23 protein-coding genes are annotated in these 23,497 nt (G+C 67.1%); 9 read left to right on the plus strand and 14 right to left on the minus strand.

Annotated elements, in window-relative coordinates:
• Positions 1-10 precede the first annotated feature (10 nt).
• Genes purH through VIL42_05185 form a run of 4 tightly spaced genes read right to left on the minus strand, consistent with a single transcriptional unit; the run spans position 11 to position 5,195 of the window.
• Positions 11-1,597 carry a bifunctional phosphoribosylaminoimidazolecarboxamide formyltransferase/IMP cyclohydrolase gene (purH, locus tag VIL42_05170; protein ID HEY8592244.1) on the minus strand — a complete coding sequence of 529 codons (1,587 nt, stop codon included), beginning with the start codon at positions 1,595-1,597 and terminating at the stop codon, positions 11-13.
• Positions 1,598-1,614: 17 nt separating this feature from the next.
• Entirely contained in the window at positions 1,615-3,267 is a 1,653-nt protein-coding gene (locus tag VIL42_05175; protein HEY8592245.1) for a heparinase II/III family protein, read from the minus strand.
• Positions 3,264-3,926, minus strand: coding sequence for a ribulose-phosphate 3-epimerase (rpe, locus tag VIL42_05180; protein HEY8592246.1), 663 nt, complete (start codon positions 3,924-3,926; stop codon positions 3,264-3,266). Before rpe ends, VIL42_05175 begins: the two co-directional genes overlap by 4 nt.
• An 18-nt stretch (positions 3,927-3,944) precedes the next feature.
• On the minus strand, positions 3,945-5,195 hold the full coding sequence (locus VIL42_05185; protein ID HEY8592247.1) for an RsmB/NOP family class I SAM-dependent RNA methyltransferase: 1,251 nt from the start codon (positions 5,193-5,195) through the stop codon (positions 3,945-3,947).
• 28 nt (positions 5,196-5,223) lie between these two features.
• Between VIL42_05185 and VIL42_05190 the strand changes: the two genes are divergently transcribed.
• Entirely contained in the window at positions 5,224-5,391 is a 168-nt protein-coding gene (locus VIL42_05190) for a DUF1674 domain-containing protein (GenBank protein ID HEY8592248.1), read from the plus strand.
• Here the strand turns inward: VIL42_05190 and VIL42_05195 are convergent.
• Positions 5,388-6,365, minus strand: a complete 978-nt coding sequence (locus tag VIL42_05195) for an NAD(P)H-dependent glycerol-3-phosphate dehydrogenase (GenBank protein HEY8592249.1) — start codon at positions 6,363-6,365, stop codon at positions 5,388-5,390. The two genes, VIL42_05190 and VIL42_05195, sit on opposite strands and share 4 nt — an antisense overlap.
• The gene (gene tsaD, locus VIL42_05200) at positions 6,362-7,393 is read right to left on the minus strand and encodes a tRNA (adenosine(37)-N6)-threonylcarbamoyltransferase complex transferase subunit TsaD (GenBank protein ID HEY8592250.1); all 1,032 of its coding nucleotides are present in this window, start codon (positions 7,391-7,393) and stop codon (positions 6,362-6,364) included. Before tsaD ends, VIL42_05195 begins: the two co-directional genes overlap by 4 nt.
• A gap of 51 nt (positions 7,394-7,444) precedes the next feature.
• Here tsaD and hemC point away from each other — a divergent pair, with 51 nt between their 5' ends.
• The 5 genes from hemC to VIL42_05225 all read left to right on the plus strand — a co-directional run bounded on the left by hemC (position 7,445) and on the right by VIL42_05225 (position 11,642).
• A complete protein-coding gene (gene hemC, locus VIL42_05205) occupies positions 7,445-8,359 on the plus strand; it encodes a hydroxymethylbilane synthase (GenBank protein HEY8592251.1) in 915 nt (304 codons plus the stop codon).
• Positions 8,356-9,018 carry a uroporphyrinogen-III synthase gene (locus tag VIL42_05210; protein HEY8592252.1) on the plus strand — a complete coding sequence of 221 codons (663 nt, stop codon included), beginning with the start codon at positions 8,356-8,358 and terminating at the stop codon, positions 9,016-9,018. Before hemC ends, VIL42_05210 begins: the two co-directional genes overlap by 4 nt.
• Complete coding sequence (locus VIL42_05215; GenBank protein HEY8592253.1) at positions 9,018-9,809, plus strand: hypothetical protein; 792 nt, start codon at positions 9,018-9,020, stop codon at positions 9,807-9,809. The genes VIL42_05210 and VIL42_05215 overlap by 1 nt, the downstream gene beginning before the upstream one ends.
• A gap of 122 nt (positions 9,810-9,931) precedes the next feature.
• Positions 9,932-11,029 carry a serine hydrolase gene (locus VIL42_05220; GenBank protein HEY8592254.1) on the plus strand — a complete coding sequence of 366 codons (1,098 nt, stop codon included), beginning with the start codon at positions 9,932-9,934 and terminating at the stop codon, positions 11,027-11,029.
• On the plus strand, positions 11,004-11,642 hold the full coding sequence (locus VIL42_05225) for a 2OG-Fe(II) oxygenase (protein ID HEY8592255.1): 639 nt from the start codon (positions 11,004-11,006) through the stop codon (positions 11,640-11,642). Before VIL42_05220 ends, VIL42_05225 begins: the two co-directional genes overlap by 26 nt.
• Positions 11,643-11,696: 54 nt before the next feature.
• On the opposite strand, the gene aceB is transcribed toward VIL42_05225, so the two are convergent.
• From aceB to aceA, 3 genes are read right to left on the minus strand one after another with little or no spacing between them, the layout of a single operon-like run.
• Complete coding sequence (gene aceB / locus VIL42_05230; protein ID HEY8592256.1) at positions 11,697-13,265, minus strand: malate synthase A; 1,569 nt, start codon at positions 13,263-13,265, stop codon at positions 11,697-11,699.
• Entirely contained in the window at positions 13,262-13,459 is a 198-nt protein-coding gene (locus VIL42_05235) for a hypothetical protein (GenBank protein ID HEY8592257.1), read from the minus strand. Before VIL42_05235 ends, aceB begins: the two co-directional genes overlap by 4 nt.
• Positions 13,460-13,470: 11 nt before the next feature.
• Complete coding sequence (gene aceA / locus VIL42_05240) at positions 13,471-14,748, minus strand: isocitrate lyase (GenBank protein HEY8592258.1); 1,278 nt, start codon at positions 14,746-14,748, stop codon at positions 13,471-13,473.
• 126 nt (positions 14,749-14,874) lie between these two features.
• Here aceA and VIL42_05245 point away from each other — a divergent pair, with 126 nt between their 5' ends.
• A complete protein-coding gene (locus VIL42_05245; GenBank protein HEY8592259.1) occupies positions 14,875-16,293 on the plus strand; it encodes a short-chain fatty acyl-CoA regulator family protein in 1,419 nt (472 codons plus the stop codon).
• Here VIL42_05245 and VIL42_05250 read toward each other — a convergent pair.
• A complete protein-coding gene (locus VIL42_05250) occupies positions 16,286-17,200 on the minus strand; it encodes a DUF5996 family protein (GenBank protein HEY8592260.1) in 915 nt (304 codons plus the stop codon). The genes VIL42_05245 and VIL42_05250 overlap by 8 nt on opposite strands.
• 60 nt (positions 17,201-17,260) lie before the next feature.
• Between VIL42_05250 and pheS the strand changes: the two genes are divergently transcribed.
• The gene (pheS, locus tag VIL42_05255; protein HEY8592261.1) at positions 17,261-18,319 is read left to right on the plus strand and encodes a phenylalanine--tRNA ligase subunit alpha; all 1,059 of its coding nucleotides are present in this window, start codon (positions 17,261-17,263) and stop codon (positions 18,317-18,319) included.
• Positions 18,316-20,679, plus strand: coding sequence for a phenylalanine--tRNA ligase subunit beta (gene pheT, locus VIL42_05260; protein ID HEY8592262.1), 2,364 nt, complete (start codon positions 18,316-18,318; stop codon positions 20,677-20,679). The genes pheS and pheT overlap by 4 nt, the downstream gene beginning before the upstream one ends.
• Here the strand turns inward: pheT and VIL42_05265 are convergent.
• From VIL42_05265 to ftsE, 4 genes are read right to left on the minus strand one after another with little or no spacing between them, the layout of a single operon-like run.
• Positions 20,656-21,357, minus strand: coding sequence for a lysophospholipid acyltransferase family protein (locus tag VIL42_05265; GenBank protein HEY8592263.1), 702 nt, complete (start codon positions 21,355-21,357; stop codon positions 20,656-20,658). The two genes, pheT and VIL42_05265, sit on opposite strands and share 24 nt — an antisense overlap.
• Positions 21,357-21,893 (minus strand): YdcF family protein, encoded by a 537-nt coding sequence (locus VIL42_05270; protein ID HEY8592264.1) that lies wholly within the window; start codon positions 21,891-21,893, stop codon positions 21,357-21,359. Before VIL42_05270 ends, VIL42_05265 begins: the two co-directional genes overlap by 1 nt.
• Positions 21,890-22,759 (minus strand): hypothetical protein, encoded by an 870-nt coding sequence (locus VIL42_05275; GenBank protein HEY8592265.1) that lies wholly within the window; start codon positions 22,757-22,759, stop codon positions 21,890-21,892. Before VIL42_05275 ends, VIL42_05270 begins: the two co-directional genes overlap by 4 nt.
• Positions 22,759-23,463, minus strand: coding sequence for a cell division ATP-binding protein FtsE (ftsE, locus tag VIL42_05280; GenBank protein ID HEY8592266.1), 705 nt, complete (start codon positions 23,461-23,463; stop codon positions 22,759-22,761). The genes VIL42_05275 and ftsE overlap by 1 nt, the downstream gene beginning before the upstream one ends.
• Positions 23,464-23,497 lie beyond the last annotated feature (34 nt).

Below are 23,497 nucleotides of genomic sequence, written 5' to 3' on the forward strand. Positions count from 1 at the left end.
GGCGTCCTGCCTAATGCCGGAAGTGACGCATTCCGGTGAAAACCATTGCCAGGCCTGCCTCGTTGGCGGCGGCGATGACCTCGTCATCGCGGATGGAGCCGCCGGGCTGGATGACGGCGGTCGCCCCCGCCTCGGCGGCGGCGAGCAGGCCGTCGGCGAACGGGAAAAAGGCGTCCGAGGCCACTGCCGAGCCTACGGTGCGCGGCTCCGGCCAGCCATTGGCCTCCGCAGCTTCCTTCGCGCGGATGGCGGCGATGCGTGCGCTGTCGCGGCGGTTCATCTGCCCGGCGCCGATGCCTGCCGTGACGCCGTCCTTCGCATAGACGATGGCGTTGGACTTCACATGCTTGGCCACCGTCCAGGCGAACAGGCAGTCGGCGAGCTCCTGGCTCGTCGGCTGGCGCTTGGTCACACACTTCAGCTCTTCGCGCGTGACCATGCCACTGTCGCGGTCCTGCACGAGCAGTCCGCCGGTGATGAGCGCCAGGCTCTGCCCGCCGCGGCGCGGATCGGGGAGTTCGCCGAGCAGGAGGCGCAGGTTCTTCTTCTTGGCGAAAATCGCGCGCGCTTCCTCGTCGGCGTCAGGCGCGACCACCACTTCGGTGAAGATCTCGGTGATGGCAGCCGCCGTCTCCGCGTCCAGCGGCCGGTTGGTTGCGACAATGCCGCCGAACGCCGAGACGCTGTCGCAGGCGAGCGCTTCGCGCCAGGCGTCGATCAAAGAGGCGCGCGTTGCGACGCCGCAGGGGTTCGCATGCTTGACGATCACGATTGTGGGATCGCCGTCGCGGAACTCGGAAACGAGCTCGAGCGCCGCATTGGCGTCGTTCAAATTGTTGTAGCTGAGTTCCTTGCCCTGCACCTGGCGCGCTTGCGCGATGCCGGCCGCGGCCGGGCCGACCGGCACGTAGAGCGCGGCCTGCTGGTGCGGGTTCTCTCCGTAGCGCAGGCCCATCTTGAGCGTCGACGCGAGGGTCCACCTTTCGGGGAAGCGCTGCCCCTGGTCGGCGAAGGCGAACCATTGAGAGATGGTGGAGTCGTAAGCCGCCGTTAGCGCATAAGCCTTGGCCGCCAGCTTGCGCCGGAATTCGAGCGTCGTGCCGCCGTTCGCGTCCAGCTGGTCGAGCAAGGCCGCATAGTCCGCAGGATCTGTGAGGATAGCGACATCGGCGTGGTTCTTGGCCGCGGAGCGCACCATCGACGGCCCGCCTATATCGATATTCTCGATGATCGTGTCGCGGTCGGCGCCGCTCATCACTGTGTTGAGGAACGGATAAAGGTTGACGACGACGAGATCGATGGCGCCGATCCCATGCTCGTCCATGGACGCGACATGCTCAGGGTTGTCGCGCACGGCAAGAAGACCGCCGTGAACCTTCGGGTGAAGGGTCTTCACCCGACCGTCCATCATCTCCGGGAACCCGGTAAGCTCCGAAATGTCGCGGACATTCGCACCGCTCGTCCGCAGCTTGGCCGCCGTGCCGCCTGTCGAGACGATCTCGACATCATGCCGCGCGAGACCGGCCGCGAGCTCGTCGAGGCCGCTCTTGTCGGAAAGCGAGATCAGCGCCCTTTTGACGGGGACCACATCAGTCATCGATTGCCCTTTGCTGCTTAGCTGGCGCGGCGGAATTGCCAGCCGATTTCGCCGCCCAATGCCGACACTTCCCCGGTGATGACAAGCTGCATCGACCGCTTCGGCGCGCCGCCGCCGTCGATCCAGAGGCTTTCCTCGATCGCCAAATTGCCGCCGCGGCAGCGGAAGTTCCACGGCGGCGCCCCCTTCGACCTGAGGATCGCGCCCATGCCGTCCGCGGTGACCGTCGGCTCCACCCCCGGCGCGAGGTGGAAGCGCACGGCATAGGGCGCCGATTCGCGGATCTTCTTGCGGCCCTTCGGCTGCAGCTGGTCGGCGCCACGCAGCTCCTTGCCGTCATTACCGAGCATCAGGCTGCGCTTGTGGACCATGCCGAAGGCGCGAACGTAGCCGTCGTGGCTCGCCTCCAGCCGGCTGGCGTCATTGTCCTCGCTGCGGTCCGTCGCGACATCCTCGACACCTTTCCCGAGTGCCCCGTTTTCGAGGATGTTCGTGGAATTGGTGTCCGCGAGGACGAGGGTGCTGTGCGCCGCAGTCGTGCGCAGGCCCTGCACCAGTTCGTCGGGAAGGTTGGTCGGGATCGGCCCCGGCCCCCCGCAATTGACGACCAGCCGCTGGCCGCCGTCCGACATTTCGAATGCGAGCGTCGAGGCAGAACCCTGCTCCGCCATCTTCTGCGGCGGCGGGGGCGCGGCGTCGAGGACGACGATCGTGCCCAATGCCGACATGCGGTGATAGCCCCAACCGCGCGCCTGCCGCAGTGGACGGGCACGAAGGCCGCAGCCCTCAATAAGCGAGGTCAGGCGCGACGCACTGCCCGGATTGCAGCCCTGCCAGCTCGAGAGGGCGCCGTCGCCCATGGTGACGCCATGAAGCGCGGCGAGCGATGCCTGCGCCGCCGCGTCGATCCCATCGGGGATCGTCTGCTTCGCCGCCTGATAGCAGGAGCGGAGCAGGCCCATCCGGTCGACCAACTGCATCTGTTCGAACGGCGACCGGCTGATCAGCCCGCCATCGTCGAACTGGGCCGAGGCGAGCGCTCGAGCCAGTCCAGCCTCGCCGCGCGCGAGCCGGGGCACCCCGCCCTGGACCACCAGGCCGGCAGCAACAACGCCGCACCACGCCGTTACCCGGTCGATCCCGGCTGCGGCCTTGTCGGCATTGCTTTCCAGGTGCCGCGCGCCGCGCGCGAGCGTGTTGAGCAGCGCGGAGCGATAGCCGCTGTCGGTGCTCGACAGGATGTAGGGCGCATAGGCCGTCCAGAAGAGGATCCGCTCACCCCAGAGATGCGGCGCCCACGCTTCGTCGACCTTCGTGCCATGGGCCAGCAGCCACCTGCCGGCCACGGCCTCGCCAAGTCGCGCGCCTTTCTCACGCGAGGCGGCAGCGGCAAGGTCGCGAAGCCAGGAGAAGCCCTGCAGCGCCTCAGCCACGGCACCCGCTGCACCGACGCTCGCGAAATCCAGGTCTTTGAGCGGAAGCGTTTCGCTGCCGACGGTCAGGCGCGCCGCAAGCAGCGCTTCGCCGCGCTGCCGATCGCCCTGGACGTGATCGCGCGGGACCGCCGCCAGCTTGAGGCTCTGCTTGCCGCCGCGAAGCCGCGACAACAGCGAGCCGCGGGCGAGTTTGGAGACGATCGCGCGCTGCTCGGCCGCGCTCTCGCCGCTCATTCTTGGCCCCTGAGCGCCTTGATGTTGTTGGCGTAGGCGTCGGGCCCGCCGCGGAAGGTCGCGGAGCCCGCAACAAGCGCCGCAGCGCCGGCGGAGATGGCGAGTGGCGCAGTGTCAGGATCGATGCCGCCGTCGACTTCGACAATGACGTCCAGCGATTCCTTGGAAACGCGATTGGCGATCGCTTCGATCTTCTTAAGCTGGCTGGAGATGAACTTCTGGCCGCCGAAGCCCGGGTTCACGCTCATAACGAGCACCAAGTCGACCTCTTCGAGGACATAGTCGAGCATCTTGGCCGGCGTGGCCGGGTTCAGCGAAACGCCGGCTTTCTTGCCCAGCGCCTTGATGCGCTGGATCGTGCGGTGGAGGTGCGGCCCGGCCTCCGGATGCACGGTTATGATGTCTGCGCCGGCCTCGGCGAAGGCGTCGAGGAACGGATCGACGGGGGAGATCATCAGGTGGACGTCGAACGGCTTGTCGGTGTGCGCGCGAAGCGCCTTCACCACCGCCGGTCCGATCGTGATGTTCGGCACGAAATGCCCGTCCATGACGTCGACATGGATCCAGTCCGCGCCGGCCTCGTCGACCGCGCGCACTTCCTCGCCGAGCTTGGCGAAATCGGCCGACAGGATCGAAGGAGCGATGATGGTTTGAGGCATTGGCCCGATTAGACGGGATTATGCAGTGCGGACAAGGCGCGCCATGAAGAAGCCATCGAGACCGCCCGCATCGGCGAGCGTACCGGGCAGGATCCGCACCCAGCCCCTATCCTCGACACGCACGAAGTCGGGCAGACCTTCCGGCGCCGCTAGCTCGAAACCGCTGCTGCGCGACAGGAAGCTCTCAATGACCTGTTCCCCTTCCGCTGGCTCCAGCGAACAGACCGAATAGACGAGCGTGCCCCCTGGGTTCAGCCATTCGGCCGCGCGGTCGAGGAGCGCGCCCTGCAGCTCCGCGCCCTGGGCGATGATGCGCGGCCGGGCGCGGTAGAGGACTTCGGGGTGCCGCCGGAACGTGCCGGTCGCCGAGCAGGGCGCGTCGAGGAGGATGGCGTCATAGCTTCGCTCCGGCCGCCATTTCAGCGCGTCCGTCGTGACCAGCTCTGCCCTCAGCTTCGTGCGGTCGAGATTCTCCCGCAGTCGTGCGAGACGACTTTTCGACGAGTCCACGGCCGTGACCCGATGTCCCGCGGCAGCCAATTGCATGGTCTTGCCGCCCGGCGCGGCGCAGAGGTCGAGCACATCCTGTGCGCCTTCGGGGATGAGCCGCGCGGGAAGCGAGGCCGCGAGGTCCTGCACCCACCAGCCGCCGCCGCTGAACCCGGCGAGATCGGGAACGGCGCTGCTTTCGAGGCGGACGTGCCGCGCTGCAAACGACGTGCCGTCATGTTCCTCCGCATACGCCTGGGCCGCAGCATCGTCCGCAAAGGTCAGGTCAAGCGCCGGACGGCTGGCAATCTGCCGCCGCGCGGCCTCGACGATAGGTTCGCCCCAGGCTTCCGCCCAGCGCTGTTCTACCTCTTCAGGGAGGTGAGGGGCGTTCCCGGCAGGCAGGCCGCGCCTCAGCAGCGTCCCAAGGACACCGTGGACGAGCCTGCGCGGACCGCCGTCGACCAGCGGCAGCGCCGTCGCGACCAGCGCATGCTCGGGCGTGCCGAGCCCGATCTTCTGCCCGAGCGCAAGGCGCAGCACCATCCGCGCCTTGCTGTCGTCGGGCAGCCGCTGGCGTGTCGCGCTGTCGATCAGCGCATCGAGGTCGGGCAAGCGGCGCAGCGCTTCGCCGGCAATTGCGATCGCAAGCGCGCGGTCGACCGGCACTAGGTTGGTCGCTCGCGACGCGGCAGCGTCGATCGTCTGCCCGCGGCGAAGCACGGCATCGAGGATCTGAAGCGCCGCGCGCCGGGCGGGCACGCCTTCATCGCTTGGCATGGGGGGACGCGCTCTCCATCTTGGCGTCATGAAACGCCCCAAACATCTTCAGGCCCCCAAGCATCTCAGCCCGTCGCCGCCGGTGCCCGAGCCGGAGCCCTCGGATCCTGCCCAGCCGCCGGTCGGCGAGGAGCAGAGGCTCGACCCCACCCGCTACGGCGATTGGGAGAAGAAGGGCATCGCGATCGATTTCTAGACGCCTTCGTGGCGTGGCGGGCGCGTAAGCAAAGCATCCAGCACCTGGTTGACGTCGGCGCGGCCGGCGATCAGCGCGTCCACCGCTTCGACGATCGGCATGTCGATAGACTTCTTGCGCGCGAGGCGCGCAAGGACCGGCGCAGTGAACGCGCCTTCGGCCACCGTCTTGCGGTGGGACAGCAGCTCGGCCGCGGGACGGCCCTGACCGATGCCGAGGCCCAAGGAGAAGTTGCGCGAACTGGTGGACGAGCAGGTGAGGACGAGGTCGCCAAGGCCTGAAAGGCCGGCGAGCGTCTCCGGCCGAGCACCGTAAGCGCGGCCGAAGCGCGTCATTTCCGCGAAGCCGCGGCCGATCAAGGCAGCACGGGCATTCTGGCCAAGACCTTTGCCCTCGACCACCCCGCAGGCGATGGCGAGCACGTTCTTGACTGCGCCGCCCACCTCCGCGCCCGCGACATCGTCCGACAGGTAGATGCGGAAGGTGGAGCGGGCGATCCGCTGGCGCAGTCGTTCGGCCAGTTCCGCGTCCTTCGCGGCAAGAGTGACGGCGGTCGGCAGACCCTTGGCGACCTCATGTGCGAAGGTCGGGCCTGATAGCACCGCCACCCCGGCGTTCGGGCAGGCCTCGGCCGCGACATGATGGAGCAATTCGCCGGTCCGCTCCTCGATACCCTTTGAGCAGAGGACCAGCGGCCCGTCCCAGTTCGACAAGCCGGCAAGCACCGAGCGCATGTGCTGCGCCGGCGTGACGACCAACAGCGCATCGCAGCCGTCGAGATCGGCGAAGTCGTTGGTTGCGGTGATCGCCGGGGCCAGTGGGACGCTCGGAAGGTAGATTGAGTTTTCGTGCCGTTGGTTGATGGCGGCAGCGACCTCCGGCTCCATCGCCCACAGCAGCGTCTCGCCGCCCGCGGACGACACCTGCGCAAGCGCAGTCCCCCACGCGCCGCCTCCGACGATTCCGAGCCTCACGCCTTCACTCCCGCGCCGCGAACCTTTTCCGCCGCTTCATCCAGAGGCCAACGCGCCCGCGCCGGCGCATCGAGGCCGTCGACCAAGCCGGCGGCGAAACGCTCCGCCCCTGCCCAGGCGATCATCGCGGCATTGTCCGTGCACAGCCATCCGGGAGGGACGCTGAAGCGGCGGCTTTCCTCAGTTGCGAGACTTGCAAGCGCGGTGCGGATGGCATGATTGGCCGCAACACCGCCGGCGACCACCAGCGTCGGTGCTTCGCTCTTGCGCAACGCAAGTCGGGTGCGGTCGACGAGGCAGTCGACGACCGCTTGCTGAAAGCTCGCAGCGATATCGGCCTGCTTGTGCTCATCGGCCACGACAGCGCGCTGCACCGCGCTCTTCAAGCCGGCGAAGGAGAAATGCGGCTCGCCGGAGCCGACGAGCGGACGGGGCAGCGGCACTGCCAAGGGATCGGCGTCCTTGGCGAGCTCTTCGATCGCCGGGCCGCCGGGGTAGGCGAGGCCGAGCAGCTTCGCGGCCTTGTCGAACGCCTCGCCGGCGGCATCGTCGATGGTCGTCGCCAGCCGCCGGTAATCGCCCACGCCGCGCACCTCGAGCAACTGGCAATGCCCGCCCGAGACGAGCAGCAGAAGGTAAGGAAAGCCGAGGTCGGGATCGACCAACCGCGGCGACAGAGCATGGCCTTCGAGGTGATTGACGGCAATCAGCGGCTTCCCGGACGCAAGCGCAAGCCCCTTGCCGGCGAGCAGCGCGACCATCACGCCGCCGATCAGGCCCGGCCCGGCAGTCGCGGCGATCGCATCGACATCGGCAAGCGGCGTCTTGGCGTCATTCAGCACCTTTTTGATCAGGTCGGGAAGCACCTCGACATGGGCGCGGGCCGCAATCTCCGGAACGACGCCGCCAAACGGCTGATGGGCGCTATTCTGCCCCACCACCGCCTGCGCGAGAATCTCCCCTTCGCTGGTCACCAAGGCGGCAGCGCTGTCGTCGCACGAAGATTCGAGGCCGAGGATGAGACTCATTTCGTGTCCGGCCCTTTGCCTGATCATCCAGACTTGCACTAGGGGTGGGGCATGCAGGGACTTCGCCTCGGGACTCGCGGTTCGCCGCTGGCGCTGGCGCAAGCGCGCAAGGTTGCCGCAGCAATCGAGACCGCGCAGCGCTGGCCAGAAGGCTGGGTGCAGATCGTGCCCATCACCACCACCGGCGACAAGGTGAAGGACCGGCCGCTAGCGGAGATCGGCGGCAAATATCTTTGGACCAAGGAGCTCGACCGCGCACTGATGGAAGGCGAGGTCGATTTCTGCGTTCATTCGATGAAGGACGTCGAAAGCGAGCGGCCGGAGGGCATTCACATCGCCGCAGTGCGCCCCCGAGGCGATGCCCGCGACCGGATCATCGGCGCCAAGTCGATCGACGAGCTGAAGCAGGGCGCGGTCGTCGGCACATCATCTCCCCGGCGCAAAGCTCAGATGCTGCGGCTTCGCCCTGACCTGAAGGTGGTTTCGCTGCGCGGCAACGTCGAAACGCGGCTGAGAGCGGTCGAGAGCGGAGACGTCGACGCAACCTTGCTCGCTTCGGCGGGGCTCAAGCGGCTGGACATCGACGCCGGCACGTCGATCCCCACTGAAATCATCCTTCCCGCCCCAGCGCAGGCGGTGATCGGCATGGAGTGCCGGACGAACGACACGCGCACCCAGAGCGTGCTGACCACGGTCAACAACCAGATCACCTACGATTGCGTGATGGCCGAGCGGGCCTTCACCCGGGCGCTCGGCGCGTCCTGCTCGTCGCCGGTCGCGGCTTTCTGCGTCCTAGAGGATGGCGACCTGCGCATGCGTGGCCAGATCTTCAGCGATGACGGCAGCGAGATGGTCGAGGAGCGCACCGTCTTCGACTGCGGCGACGTCAACACGCCGGCGGGCCTGGCTCAGTCATTGCTCGACCGTGCACCGGATGCGGTGCGGAGATTGTTCTCGCCCGAATGAGCCGCGTGCTGGTCCTTCGGCCGGAGCCCGGCGCAAGCGCGACCGTGGCGAAAGCGCGCGAGCAGGGGCTCGACGCCGCAGCCGTGCCGCTGTTCGAGGTCGAGCCCATTGACTGGGAAGCGCCCGAACCAAGCAACTTCGACGGCGTGCTGTTCACCAGCGCCAATGCGGTTCGCCATGGCGGCGACAAGCTCAAGGACTATCGCGGGCTCCAGGCCTATGCCGTTGGTCAAGCGACTGCCGACGAAGCGCGCGACGCGGGTTTTGGGATTGCCTCGGTCGGAAATTCTGGCGTCGCCCGGCTGCTGCACTCGATCGACGCTGACCTGAGGCTTCTGCACTTGTGCGGCGAGGACCGGCGGGATCCCGAAGGCGCCAAGCAGGAGATCACGACCGTGGCGGTTTACCGGTCGAAGCCGATCGAGGCGCCGGACCTGAGTTGCGCGAACGGCGCGGTGGCGCTGATCCACTCGCCCCGCGCCGGGGCCCGCTTTGCCGAGCTGATCACGGAAAAGGGGCAGACCTCAATTGCCGCAATCAGCGAGGCCGCGGCGGAGGCAGCCGGAGACGGATGGGCCCGGGTCGAAGCAGCGCCCGAGCCGACCGACGACGCCCTGCTGGCCCTTGCCGCCCGCCTGTGCAACAAACCGGTCCTGTAATGAACGCGACACGTGACCGGATGGGGTGGGGCGCGCGGCTGCTGATCGCCTTCGTGCTGATCCTCGTCGGCGCCGCCGCCGCGGTATGGAGCCTTGCTCATTATCAGCCCGCCGCCCGGTTCCTGGGCGTGGCGCCGCCACCGGCCGCAGCAGCTCAGCCTCCGGTGCAGCGGATGACATCACAGCAGCTTGTCGCTCCGCCGCCGACCCAGCCGGACCCGCGGATCGCGGATTTGGAGAAGCGGCTAGCGCAGGTCGAGAATGCTGCGCAGCAGGCGGAGGGCTCTGCCGGGAGGGCCGACGCGCTGGTCGTCGCGTTCGCGGCCCGCCGCGCGATCGATCGCGGGGTTTCCCTTGGCTATCTCGAACGACTGCTGCGCGAGCGGTTCGCCACCACTCACCAGCATGCCGTCGCGACGATCATCACAGCGTCGCACCAGCCGGTCCGCCTCGAGGAACTGACGGCCCAATATGAAGCGCTCGGCCCCGAGCTTCGGCGCGGCGGCCCACAAGAGGGCTGGTGGAGCAATTTCCGCCGCGAGCTGGGGCAAGTGGTCCAGATCCGCGCGGCCGACCGACCTGCAGCCAATCCTGACGCGCGGTATCGGCGCGCGCAGCAGCGGCTTGAGCAGGGCGATGTCGACCAGGCGCTTGCCGAGACGATGCGGATGCCCGGCGCGAGCCGCGCCGGCGAGTGGATCGCCAAGGCGCGGCGGTACATCGCCGCCCATCGCGCTCTCGACGAGATCGAATCCGCCGCACTCCTTCCGACTCCCAATCAGAACGGCTGACCGCAAACCCTGCTTGGCAAGCGACTCGCCGGATGCGAATCTTCGCGCCGGCACAGGCGAGGTTCAGCCGCCGCCTGCTAAGCCTTTGTCGTGCTTCGTGAAGTCGGGGGAATTCTGAACTCATGACGTCATTCAAGACGGGCGTAGGGCTTGCGCTGGTGTTCGGCGCCGTGACGCAGGTCAGCGCTTCCGGTGTCCCGCAACCGCTTCCCGCCAAGCCTCTCCGCGCTGCCGTGGCTGCCCAGCCGGTCGTGCGCGCACCGGTAGCGCCGCAATATATTCGTGAACGCGTTACCCAGCTTGGCCGCGCCTTCGACGGCCAGGTCGGCATCGCCGTCAAGTCGATCGAAGACGGCTGGGAAGTGGGCTGGAAGGCCGACGAACTCTATCCTCAGCAGAGCGTCAGCAAATTGTGGGTGTCGATGGCGGCGCTCGACGCGGTCGATAAGGGTCGCGTCGCGCTCGATGACAAGGTCACTCTTCGGCGCGACGATCTAACCGTCTTTCACCAGCCGATCCGCAGCCTGATCCTCGGTCAGGGCCAATATACCACGACGCTCGGCGACCTGATGTTCAAGGCGATCACGACCAGCGACAATACCGCCAACGACAAGGTGATGCGGACGGTCGGCGGCGCCGAAGCGGTGCGCGACATGATCAAGGCCAAGCGGCTGGGTGCGATCCGCTTCTACAATGGCGAGCGGGCGCTTCAGAGCAAGGTCGCAGGCCTGGTCTGGACCCCAAGCTACTCGATCGGCAACGCCTTCTTCGAAGCCCGCGACGCGCTTCCGCTGTCGGTGCGCCGATCGGCATTCAACCGCTACATCGCCGACCCCTATGACGGCGCCTCGCCCCATGCGATTACCAATGCGCTGGCGCGGCTCAAGCGCGGCGAGCTTCTGTCGCCAGAGTCGACGCGACGCCTGCTCACCATCATGAGCAATACGAAAACCGGGCCGAACCGCCTGAAGGGCGGGCTGCTGCCGGGCTGGACGCTCAATCACAAGACCGGCACCGGCCAGGAATTCGGCGGCTACCAGACCGGCTATAATGACATCGGCATCCTGACCGCGCCAAACGGCAAGAGCTATGCGGTCGCGGTGATGATCAAGAAGACGTCCACTCCGCTGCCCGTGCGCATGACGATGATGAGCAACCTCACGAGAGCGGTGATCGCGCAGCACGACCAGCTGAATGGCGGAAGCGTCCAGCGCCGCTAGCCCGGCAGCGCGGCTCGCCGGAACGCCGGGTGTCCAGCGGGTGCCCACCCGTGAGCTGGAGCTGTTCATCCTCCGCCGCTTCCTCGACCCCGCCACCTGCATGGCGCTGGTCACCCTCATCGACGAACGCCGCCGGCCGTCTGACATTGCCGACGACGTCGGCGTGGCGAACTTCCGGACCAGCGAGACTTGCGACCTCGATTGGCGCGACCCGCTCGTCGCCAACGTCGACCAGAAGATCGCGGAGCTGCTCGGCCTTTCGCTGCAGGCAAGCGAACCGCTCCAAGGCCAGCGCTACGCCCCCGGCCAGGAGTTCAAGCCGCACACCGATACGTTCGAGCCGGGCGGCTACGATTATCTCGTCCACACGGCCGACACGGGGCAGCGGACCTGGACGGCGATGATCTACCTCAACGAGCCGGAGGATGGCGGCGCCACGCGGTTCAAGATTATCGGCAAGACGGTGCAGCCTGAGACCGGCAAGCTGCTCGCGTGGAACAACCTGCTGCCCGATGGACGCCCGAACCCGGCGACCCTGCACCAGGGCATGAAGGTGCGCCGCGGCACCAAATATGTGCTGACCAAATGGTTTCGGGAGCGCCCTGCCGGCTGAGCGCTTTCACCACGCTCAACTAGATGACGCTTCAGCGCGGTGACTGCTCTGCCGTCAGCCGAGCAGTTCGTAGGCGGGCAGGGTTAGGAACTCGACCAGCTCATCGCTCACGACCATGTCCCTGAAAAGCTCGGCGGCGTCCTGGATGTTCTCGACGTCCTGGAGCAGCCCGACTTCCTCGTCGAACAGCTGGTCGAAGAGGTCGCGGTCGAACGTTCGGCCGTCCTCGAGCTCGGCGCCGAAGTGGAGCCACTGCCACAGCTGGGTGCGGCTGATCTCCGCAGTCGCCGCGTCTTCCATCAGGTTATAGAGCGGCACCGCGCCTTTTCCGCCGAGCCAGGCAGCGAGATACTGGACACCGACGCGAATATTTTCGCGCGCGCCAGCCTCCGTGCGTGCCCCTTCGTGCATCTCTAGCAGCTGGTCCCGGCCGGGAAGATGCTCGGGCATCTTCGAGAGCTGGTTGGGGCCTTCCATCGTCTCGAACGCTTCCAGCGCGACCGGCACCAGCGCAGGGTGCGCGACCCAGGTGCCGTCGTGGCCGTTGCGGACCTCGCGCAATTTGTCCTGCCGCACCTTCTCCATCGCAGCCGCGTTGGCGGCTTCGTCACCCTTGACCGGAATGAAGGCCGACATGCCGCCCATCGCAAAGGCGCCGCGGCGGTGACAGGTGGCGATCAGCCGGAGCGAGTATGCGGCGAGGAACGCCTTATCCATGGTCATGCAGGAGCGGTCGGGCGTCAGCCGCTCACGGGTTCGGCCGAGCCGCTTGATGGCGCTGAAGATGTAATCCCAACGCCCGCAGTTGAGCCCGACGATATTCTCCTTCAGCGCGTAGAGGATCTCGTCCATCTCGAACGCCGCCGGCAGGGTCTCGATCAGAATCGTTGCTTTGATCGTGCCGCGCTCCAGCCGCAGCTTGGCCTCAGCCAGAGCGAAGACGTCGCTCCACAAGGCGGCTTCGTGGCGGCTTTCGAGCTTGGGAATGTAGAAATAGGGGCCGCTGCCCTTCGTCAGTGCCGCGCGCGCATTGTTCCAGACGTACAGGGCAAAGTCGAAGAAGGCGCCGGCGACTGGCCGGCCGTCGACCGTCACATGGTCTTCCGGCAAGTGAAGGCCGCGCGGGCGGACCATCACCACCGCGGGATCGTCGCTGACTTCATAATGCTTGCCGGTCGACGGATCGGTGAAGTTGAGGCGGCCCTGCCAGTAGTTGCGGAGGTTCACCTGGCCCTGGACCAGCTCGTCCCAAGTCGGGGAGGTCGCGTCCTCGAAGTCGGCCATGAACACCTTGGCGCCGCTGTTCAGCGCATTGATGATCATCTTGGCATTGGTCGGACCCGTGATCTCGACCCGGCGGTCGCGCAGGTCGGCCGGGATGCTGCCGACCGTCCATTCGGATTCGCGAATGTCCCGCGTCTCCTCGGGAAAGTCGGGCAGCTCGCCGGCATTGAAGCGCTGCTGGCGCTGCAGCCGAGCATCGAGCAAATCGCGGCGGCGACCGTCGAAGCGCTCGTGAAGCTCCATCAGCAGTTCGAGCGCGCCGCCGTTCAGCACCTCATCGGCGCCGCGGACGGCGGACGGCTCGGCGGCAATCGGCAGAAGGTCGAGGACGGTGCTCACTGGACGACAGGCTCCACGCAGATCGAATAACGCTCCGTCGCCGCACAACGGTCCCGGAAGGTTAGCCGCTGCCATTCCATCCGCGCCTTCAGCTCCTCGCTATACGGCCCATGGACGATTTCGGTGCCGGGCTTCAGGTCCTTGAAGTAGCAGTCCTGATATTCGCCGCCGATGACCCAATAACGCTGTCCCATCCGTTTTCTCCTCACTCAGCAGCCACGAACTGCGCGGATTCGGTCGATTCCTCGAGCGCGGTGGTGGAGGCTTGCCCGCCGGACACCGCATTGGCGATCGCGTCGAAATAGCCGGTGCCGACTTCGCGCTGGTGACGAGTGGCCGTGTACCCGGCAGCTTCGCTGGCGAATTCGGCCTGCTGAAGCTCGGAATAAGCCGCCATGCCGCGGTCGCGGTAATCGCTCGCAAGCTCGAACATCGCATGGTTGAGGCTGTGGAAGCCGGCCAGCGTCACGAACTGGAACTTGTACCCCATGGCGCCGAGTTCGCGCTGGAAGTTGGCGATCGTCTCGTCATCGAGCTTCGCCTTCCAGTTGAAGCTGGGCGAGCAATTATAGGCGAGCTTCTTGCCCGGGAAGCGGGCGTGGATCGCTTCGGCGAAGCGGCGGGCCTCGTCCAGGTTCGGGTGGCTGGTTTCGAACCACAACAGGTCGGCGTGCGCCGCGAAGGCCAGGCCACGGGCAATGCAATGGTCGAGGCCGGTCCCATCCTTGAGCCGGAAAAATCCTTCCGGCGTTCGCTCGCCGGTGATGAACTGCCGGTCGCGTTCGTCGACGTCGCTGGTGATGAGCTTGGCGCTTTCCGCGTCGGTGCGGGCGACGACGATCGTCGGGACGCCGCAGACGTCGGCCGCGAGGCGCGCCGCGTCGAGGTTGCGCACGGCCGCCTGGGTCGGGATCAGCACCTTGCCGCCGAGGTGCCCGCACTTCTTCTCGCTCGCGAGCTGGTCTTCGAAGTGAACGCCGGCCGCGCCCGCTTCGATATAGGCCTTCATGATCTCGAAGCAGTTGAGCGGACCGCCGAAGCCGGCCTCCGCATCGGCTACGATCGGGGCGAACCAGTCGCGCTTGGCGCCCCCTTCCATATGCTCGATCTGGTCGGCGCGGCTCAGGGTCTTGTTGATCTTCTTGCAAAGCTCGGGGCCCGAGTTCGCCGGATAGAGCGACTGATCCGGGTACATCGAGCCAGAGACGTTCGAATCCGCCGCGACCTGCCAGCCGGAAAGGTAGATCGCCTGCAGGCCGGCGCGGACCATCTGCATCGCCTGGTTCCCGCTGAGCGCGCCGAGCGCCCGCACCGGCTCGTCACGTTGGAGGAGCTCCCAGAGCTTGAGCGCACCGCGGCGGGCAAGCGTATGTTCGATCGGGATCGACCCGCGCAGTCGCTGCACATCCTCGACGCTGTAGGGCCGCTCGATACCGTCGAAGCGCCCTTCAGGAGCCGCAACTACCAGGCCGAAATCGCTCATTCCTCGTCCTCCCGATTGTGAATTATCGGGAGAGAACCAGGACATTTTGAGAAAGCTTCACGAAAAAGAGTCGCTGTGAGTAGGTGCTCGCTTGTATCTTTGTAGAAATCTTGACAAGCTCACCCGATGGCCCTGCAGCGCAAGCTCTTCCTCGGCGCGCGACTGAAAAGGCTCCGTCGCGAGCGCGGCCTGAACCAGAGCCAGATGGCCGAACAGCTCGGCATTTCAGGATCTTACCTCAACCATCTGGAGCGCAACCAGCGGCCGGTAACGGCGGGCATTTTGCTTCGGTTGGCCGAGGCATTCGATGTCGATGTGAAGGCGTTCGCGGCGGACAATGGCGAGGCGGGCGGGGCGACGCAGCTCAACGAAATTTTTGCAGACCCGATGCTCGCCGACTTGGGCGTGAGCCGGGCCGAGCTCGTCGAATTGACCGACAATGCGCCGTCGGTCGCCGAAGGCATCATGCGGATCTACACCGCGTTTCGCGACATGCAGCGGCACCCGCGCGAGGCGCAGACGGGCGGCGCCGACCCGCGCGTGCTGATCACGCCGGAAACCTGGGTGCGCGATTACATCCAGGCGCAGCGGAACCATTGGCCGGACCTCGAGGAAGCCTGCGAGACGCTGGGCGGCGCGCTGACCGATGGCCTCTCGGTTGCCGAACCGCTCCGCCATCGGCTGAAGGAAGCATGGGGCGTCGAGGTTCGCGTCGTCGAGCCGGAAATCCTCGAGGATGCGAGCCAGCATTATGATGCGCAGCGCCGCGTGCTGATGCTGTCATCGCTGCTTCGCCCGGAGAACCGCACCTTTGCGCTGGCGTACCAGCTGTCGCTGCTCGAGCTTGCGCGGCCGCTCGCGCGTATGCTCGACGAAGCGCGTCCGCCGGATCCCGGAAGCCGGCGGCTGCTGCACATGAGCTTCGCCAATTATGCCGCGGGCGCGATCATCACGCCCTATGGCAAGTTCCTCCGGGCCGCTGAGGAGCATCGCTACGCGCTCGACCGGTTGATGGCGCAGTTCGGCGCAAACGTCGAACAAGTCGCGCACCGCCTGACGACACTGAGCCGCCCCGGCGCGAAGGGCGTGCCCTTCTTCATGCTCCGGGTCGACCCGGCGGGAAACATCTCGAAGCGTTACGCGGGCGAGAGTTTCCCCTTCTCCCATTTCGGCGGCACCTGTCCGCGCTGGCATCTTCATTCGGCCTTCCAGACCCCTGGGCAGACGCTCCGCCAGCTGATCGAGACTCCCGACGGACAGCGCTTCTTCACGATCAGCCGGACCATCGAGCGGCCGATCCGGCCGGACCTGCGCGACGAAGCGCTGCTGGCAATCGGGCTTGGATGTGACGTCAAGCATGCACATCGCATCGCGTATTCGGACGGCCTCGACCTGGTGAATACGCCGGCGACGCCGGTCGGGCCCGCCTGCGCCATTTGTCCGCGCCTGCAGTGCCCGTATCGGGCGACCGCGCCGGCCGGGCACATGCTCGCGGTGGAAGAAAACCGGAAGACGATTTCGCCTTATCCGTTCGTGCCTAGCTAGGCGGCAGCGGCTCCCGCTCGAGCGCTGCGCGATCCCACTGCGCAAGGTCCGCCGCGACGTCATAGGTCGATTGAAAGAACTCCATCAGCATCCGCTCCGGGTCGGCTGACGCCCGAACTTCCGCATAGGGCAGAACGAACTCGCCGAACGTCTCGTCGAAGCGGCCGTGCTTGATGTCGGCGGCGCGGAAACCCTCCGGTTCGGGATAGATGTAGCTGTAGAAGAAGGGCTCCGCGGCCGTGGCTCCACCCGCCCAGAATCCCGCGCTGCTGACTTCGTGGCTGTAGGCTTCGCGGGTGATCGCGTCGGGCAAGCCCGGGATGCCGCCTGGATGTTCCGGCGCCTTGCGTCCGGAGAAGCGGCTGACCGCCAGGTCGAAGCTTCCCCACCAGAAATGGACCGGGCTCGCCTTTCCGGTGAACCCGGCACGGAAATGATGAAAGGTCGGGAGCATGGCGCCGACGGCGCTGCGAAACCGCTCCGCCGCGCCGCGGTCGTAGACCCGCCGCGCATTGTCCTGCGCAAAGGGCGGCGCTTCCGGGATCTCGTTAGGCTTCCCGTCGAAACTGGACGGCAGGTCGTGCCGCTCCAGCATTGCGACCAAGCGCGCATGCAGGCGAGCCACGGTCCCGGCGTTGAGCGGCAACTCCTCCCGCCCGCCGTCGCTGATCCACAGGACGATCGCGTGGCGGCAGAGGTCGAGGGTCAAAGTGAACGTCCGCCCGCCGCTCGCCTGCGTCGGAATCGTGCCGAGCCCGCGCGCATTGGGCTGGAGCGCCGCATGCCAGCCGTGATTGACCCAGGGTGCGTGCGCGACGCGGATCTTGCCGATCATCTGTGACGCGAGGTGAAGCAGCGCCAGCGTCTCATGATCCCTGTCGACGCTGAGTTCGGGCCAGTCGCTCATCGGCGAGTGCGTAGCATGTCTTTGCAATTTTCGCGCGGGCGCGGCTAAGGCGCTGCGGCCATGTCCGACGCCCTTCTCGACCGCATCGCCGCCGCCGCCGATCTGGCTGAACTCGACTCCGTTCGCGTCGCGCTGCTCGGCAAGTCGGGCGAGATCACGGCGAAGCTGAAGTCGCTTGGGTCAATGGACCCGGACACGCGGGCCGCCGAAGCGCCGAAGATCCACGCTCTTCGCGAATCCGTCACGGCGGCGATCGCGGAACGGAAGGCCGGTCTTGAAGCCGCCGAACTCGATCGCAAGCTGGCGACCGAGAAGATCGACCTCTCGCTGCCGGCGCCGGAAAGCCCGTCCGGCACGGTCCACCCGGTCAGCCAGGTGCTGGACGAGCTCGCCGAAATCTTCGCCGACCTCGGCTTCTCCGTCGCCGAGGGGCCGGAGATCGAAAGCCAATGGTATAATTTCACCGCGCTCAACATGCCGGAGAGCCACCCGGCGCGCGCCATGCACGACACCTTCTACCTCGAAGCGTCCGACGGCGAGGAGCCGAAGGTGCTGCGGACGCATACCTCCCCGGTGCAGATCCGCGGCATGCAGGAACATGGCGCGCCGATCCGCATCATTGCGCCGGGGCGGGTCTACCGGTCCGACAGCGACGCGACCCACACGCCGATGTTCCACCAGATCGAAGGGCTGGTGATCGGCAAGGGCATTCACCTCGGCCATCTCAAATGGACGCTCGAGACCTTCCTCAAGGCATTCTTCGAGCGCGACGACGTCGTGATCCGCATGTTCCCCAGCTACTTCCCCTTCACCGAGCCGTCGGCGGACGTGCAGGTCGGCTGGGGCTGGGAGAAGGGCCGCCGGGTAATCGGCGGCTCCGAAAACTGGATGGAAGTTTTGGGCTCCGGGATGGTTCACCCGCGGGTGATCGCGGCCGCCGGGCTCGATCCCGACGAATGGCAGGGCTTCGCCTTCGGCACCGGCGTCGATCGGCTGGCGATGCTCAAATATGGGATGAACGACCTGCGCGCGTTCTTCGACGGCGATATCCGCTGGCTGAAGCATTACGGATTCCGCTCGCTCCAGGTGCCCACCCTTTCGGCAGGAGTGGGCGCATGAAGTTCACCCTTTCCTGGCTGAAGGATCATCTCGAAACGACCGCGAGCGTCGATGAGATCGCGCATGCGCTGACCTGGCTCGGGCTCGAGGTCGAGGAAATCGTCAACCCGGCAGAAGCGCTGGCGCCATTCCGCGTCGCCAAAGTGCTGACTGCGGAGAAGCACCCGCAGGCCGACAAGCTGCAGGTGCTCACCGTGGACGCCGGCGAAGGTCCGGTCCAGGTGGTCTGCGGCGCGCCCAACGCACGGGCGGGCATGCTCGGCGTTTTCGGCCCGCCTGGCGCTTATGTCCCCGGAAGCGACCTGACGCTGAAGGTGGCGGCGATCCGCGGCGTCGAGAGCCGCGGCATGATGTGCTCGGTGCGCGAGCTTCAGCTCGGCGAGGAGCATGACGGCATCATCGAACTCGCCGCCGATGCGCCGGTCGGCGCGAAGTTCACCGATTATGCGCAGCTCGACGACCCGGTGCTCGACATCGCCGTGCTTCCGAACCGGCCCGATTGCCTTGGCGTTCGCGGCATCGCGCGCGACCTCGCGGCCAAGGGCTTGGGCCAGCTGAAGCCACTCCCCGTGGCCGCGATCTCGCCAATGGGCCCCAACCCGATCTCGATCAGAATCGAAGAGGACAGCGGTTGCGCGGCCTTTGGCGGCCGCCTGATCCGCGGCGTCAAGAACGGGCCCAGCCCCAAGTGGCTGCAGCAGCGGCTTAAGGCCGTCGGGCTGCGGCCGATTTCGGCCCTGGTCGACATCACCAACTTCTTCTCGATCGACCGGGCGCGGCCGCTCCACGTCTATGATGCGGCCAAGCTGAACGGCGGGATCGTCGCCCGGCGCGGCCGCGAGGGCGAGCGCTTCCTGGCGCTCAACGACCATGAATATGAGGTCACGCCGAAGGACTGCGTGATCGCCGACAGCTTCTCGGTGCTCGGCTTCGGCGGCGTCATAGGCGGCGAAGATAGCGGCGTGACCGACGCGACCACGGACGTGTTCCTCGAGTGCGCCTGGTTCGATCCGGAGCAGGTCGCCGGGACCGGCAGGCGGCACATGATCAACACCGATGCGCGCGCCCGCTTTGAACGCGGCGTGGATCCGACGGCGCTCGCGGAGATGATCGAGGCGGCGACCGCGATGATCATCGACTTGTGCGGCGGCGAAGCGACGGAGGCGACGATCGCCAGCACCAGCCGGTGGGCCGAGGTGGTTGCGCCCCGCAGCATAGAGCTTCGGCCGGAGCGCGTGCGCGATCTCGCCGGCCTCGACATCCCGGCCGCCGAGCAGCACGAGATCCTTTCGCGCCTCGGCTTCGCCGTGAACGGCGATCAGGTGGTTCCCCCGGGCTGGCGTCCAGACATCGACGGCGAGGCCGACTTGGTCGAGGAAGTCGCCCGCTTGTACGGCTACGAAAAAGTGCCCTCGACGCCGCTCGATCGCGCACCCGGCGTCGCGACACCGACCGCGACGCGAGCGCAATTGGTGGAGCGGCGCGTCCGCCGCGCGGCGGCATCGCGCGGGCTCGACGAGGCGATCACCTGGAGCTTCATCTCGCAATCGGAAGCGGAGGCGTTCGGCGGCGCAGCCTGGACGCTCGCCAACCCGATCAGCGAGGACATGAAGGTCATGCGCCCGTCGCTGCTGCCGGGGCTTATCGCGGCCGCACGCCGGAACCTCGATCGCGGCGCCTCATCGGTCCGGCTGTTCGAAATCGGCCGCCGCTATCTTGCCGAAGGCGAGCATCCGACCCTGGGGCTGATCCTTGCCGGCGAGAAGCGCGCGCGGGGCTGGCAATCTGGCAAGTCGCAGAGCTTCGATGCCTTCGACGCCAAGGCGGAAGTGCTGGCGCTGCTCGACGCCGCCGGTGCGCCGGTCGACAACCTCCAGGTTTTCCCCGACGCGGGTCCGACGTGGCACCCCGGCCGCTCGGCGACGCTGCGGCTGGGGCCGAAGACCGTGGTTGCGGCGTTCGGCGAGCTTCATCCGGCGCTTCAGAAGAGCATCGATGCACCTGCCGGAGCAGTCGCGGCCGAAATCTATCTCGACGCCATTCCGGCCGGCCGATCTGCAGGACGGACGCGCGGCGCCTTCACGCCGCCTGGCCTGCAGCCCGTGACCCGCGACTTCGCGTTCATCGTTCCCGCTGAAACAAGCGCGGACACGCTGCTCCGCGCCATCCGCGGTGCCGACAAGGCCGCGATCACCGGTGTCCGGCTCTTCGACAGGTTCGAAGCGCCGGAAGGCCTCAGCCTTGCGTTTGAAGTGACGCTGCAACCGGCCGAGAAGAGCTTCACCGACGAGCAGATCGGCGAAATCTCGCGGCGCATCGTCGCCGCGGCCGAGAAGCTAGGCGCCCGGCTCCGCTCCTGACACGAGGAGGTTGATCGCGGTGTGGACGCGCGCCTCGACTTCCTTCCGCGGAAGCCCTGCTGGGATCACCTCGCCGATCTTGAAGTTGATGGTGCCGCCCTGGTGCACGAAGCCGCGGCCCCACAACCGCCCGCTGTCCATCGCGACCGGCACGACGGGCAGGTTGAGCGCACGATACAGCGCGGCAAACCCTGATTTCAGCGGCGGCGTCTCGCCGTGGGGCACCCTGGTGCCTTCCGGATAGATGATGATCCCGCGCCCGCTGGCCACGGCCTTGCGCCCTTGCTCGACCAGCGCGCGCAGCGCCTTGGTGCCCGCCTCTCGATCGACGGCGATGATGCCGTAACGGCGAGTCATCCAGCCGAAGAGGGGGATGTTGGCCAGTTCCCGCTTGATGACGATCACCGGCACGTTGGTGAGGCGCACCATCTCCAGCGTCTCGAACATCGATTCGTGCTTCACGGCGACCAGGTAGGCTCCGGCCGGAACCTGCCCCTCGACTCGAACACGGATGCCGAGGACCCTGCGTGCCAGCCAGTTGTTGAGGTCGGCCCAGGCGCGCACGGCCGCCAGCATCGGCCGTTGCGCAAATAGCCCGCCGCCCAGGCCAATAATGCAGAGCAGGATCGTGGCCGGATAGAAGACCACAGCGTAGATAAGCGACCGGAGCGCCGCCATCAGATGTCCGCCCACACTGCGACGCGGCGCAGCAGATATTTGTTGTACTCGGCGAACAGGATCAGGAAGCTCGGCTCCGTCCGGACCCCGTCGGGCACGATCCTGTATCTATCGCCAAGCACGCGGCGAAATTCGTAGCGGGCACGGCGCATGTGCCAGTCGCTGGTGATCAGCCGCAGCGACTTGAACCGGTGCCTTGCCAGCCAGCGGCCCGCTTCTTCGGCGTTCGAGCGCGTGTCCACCGACTCGCTGCCGAGGTCGACGCAGCATTTGAGGAGAGCGCCGCTGCGCGGGATCCGCCGCGCGAGGTCGCCCTTGGTCACCGCGGGGTCCGCGCCCGCGACGAGCAGCCGGCCCGCCCTACCCTCGCGCAGAACGTCGATTGCATGTTCGATGCGGCCGCTGCCGCCGGTTAGGACGACTGCGGCGTCCGTGTTCTGAACCTTCGCGCCCGCCGGGCGGCCGAGGGTGAAGGCGAACAGCACGAAGCCGATCACGTAAAGCAGAACCAAAGCGGAGCCGAAGCGGGCGATCATAAGGCTTGGCGCAGTGCCGCGAGAACAGCCCTTCGGGCAACCCATGTCGCAAGGGCCGCAAGCGCGAACGGCAGGGCGAGGAGCATCAGCAGGTCGAGCGCGAACAGACGCGCACCGCCGGTGAGATCCCCGACAAACGAGGCCCCGCTCGCCAGCAGCAGGAGGACGATCGCTCCCGCTGCGGCACCCGCCAAGGCACCGATCAGCGCGTCGATGGCGATCTTGCGCTGGAACAGGTGCGTGAGCTGGAGGTCGGTCGCGCCGATCCCGTGCATGACTTCGATGGTGAAGCGGTGAGTGTCGAGGGCGCCGCGGGCGGCCAGCACGACTGCGGCTGCGGCCGCGGCGCTGAGGAGCAGCACCAGGCCGAACGCCAGCCATTGAAGCGCGGTCATCGATCGCAGCAAAGGCGCGACGCGTTCGCGATGGGCGCTGATCCGCGCGTCGGGGGCGACGCTGCGCAGCCGGTTCTGGATCGCCGCAATGTCAATCTCAGGGCCCGCGTCGAAGTTCACCATCCCGGGCACCGGCAAATCGGCGCTATTCGCCGCCGCTCCCAGCCAACGCTCGAGCGTCCGGCGCATTTCCCGCTCCGGCACGGCTTCGACCGCAGTGACGCCCGGAGCGCTCTTCAATGCTGCGACCACCTGCGGCAGGGCCCCTTCCCGGTGTGGTACTTCGACCGAATAGCGGCTCTCGATTGCGCGCGAGAGCGAGCCTGCGGTGTTCGCGAGCGCGAGACCCGTGGCGGCGATCAGCATGATCGAAAAGCTCATGATCGCGATGACCCAGGCCGTCGGACCGCGGAATCGGCTGGTGCCGAGCAGCCGGCGATCGGACGGCGAGGAGAACAGCCAGCCGAGCATCAGCCGCGCCCCGGCGGTGGGTTTCGGAGCATGCCGGTCGGGTCGACCACCCCGCCATTCTCGATACGAATCAGTTGCGCCCCCGGTGTCGCCTTGATGAGCCCAACGTCGTGCGTAGCGACCACGACCGTCGTGCCGAGCCGGTTCAGCGCCGTGAACAGGTGCATCAGCCGCTGCGCCATCTCCGCATCGACATTGCCGGTCGGCTCGTCGGCCACCAGCAGCTCCGGCCGGTTGATCACGGCGCGGGCAATGGCGACGCGCTGCTGCTCACCGCCGGAAAGCGTCGGCGGACGGGCGCTCGCGCGATCGGCCAGGCCCACCCACGCAAGCATTTCCCGTACCGGCCCTTCGACCTCTTCGTCGCTCGCGCCGCCGATCCGCAGCGGCAGGGCTACATTGTCGAAGGCGGAAAGGTGCCGGACCAGCCGGAAATCTTGGAACACCACCCCGATCCGGCGGCGGAACGGCGGCAGCGCCTCGCGCGGCGCTTCGCTGAGCTCTTCGCCGAACAGCCGGATGCGCCCACGCGTCGGCCGCTGTGCCAGGTAGAGGAGCTTCAGCAGCGAGGTCTTGCCGGCGCCGGAGGGCCCGGTGAGGAAATAGAAGCCCCCGTTCGCGAGGCGGAAGTCTAGATCACGCAGAACTTCGGCGCCCGTGCCGTAGCGCAGGCCGACGCTGTCGAATTCCGCAATCGCAGCCAGCTGACGTTCCCTCCCCGCTTGCCCTTGCAAAGCC

Origin of the sequence: Sphingomicrobium sp. (assembly GCA_036563485.1) — a bacterium.
Taxonomy (GTDB): domain Bacteria; phylum Pseudomonadota; class Alphaproteobacteria; order Sphingomonadales; family Sphingomonadaceae; genus Sphingomicrobium.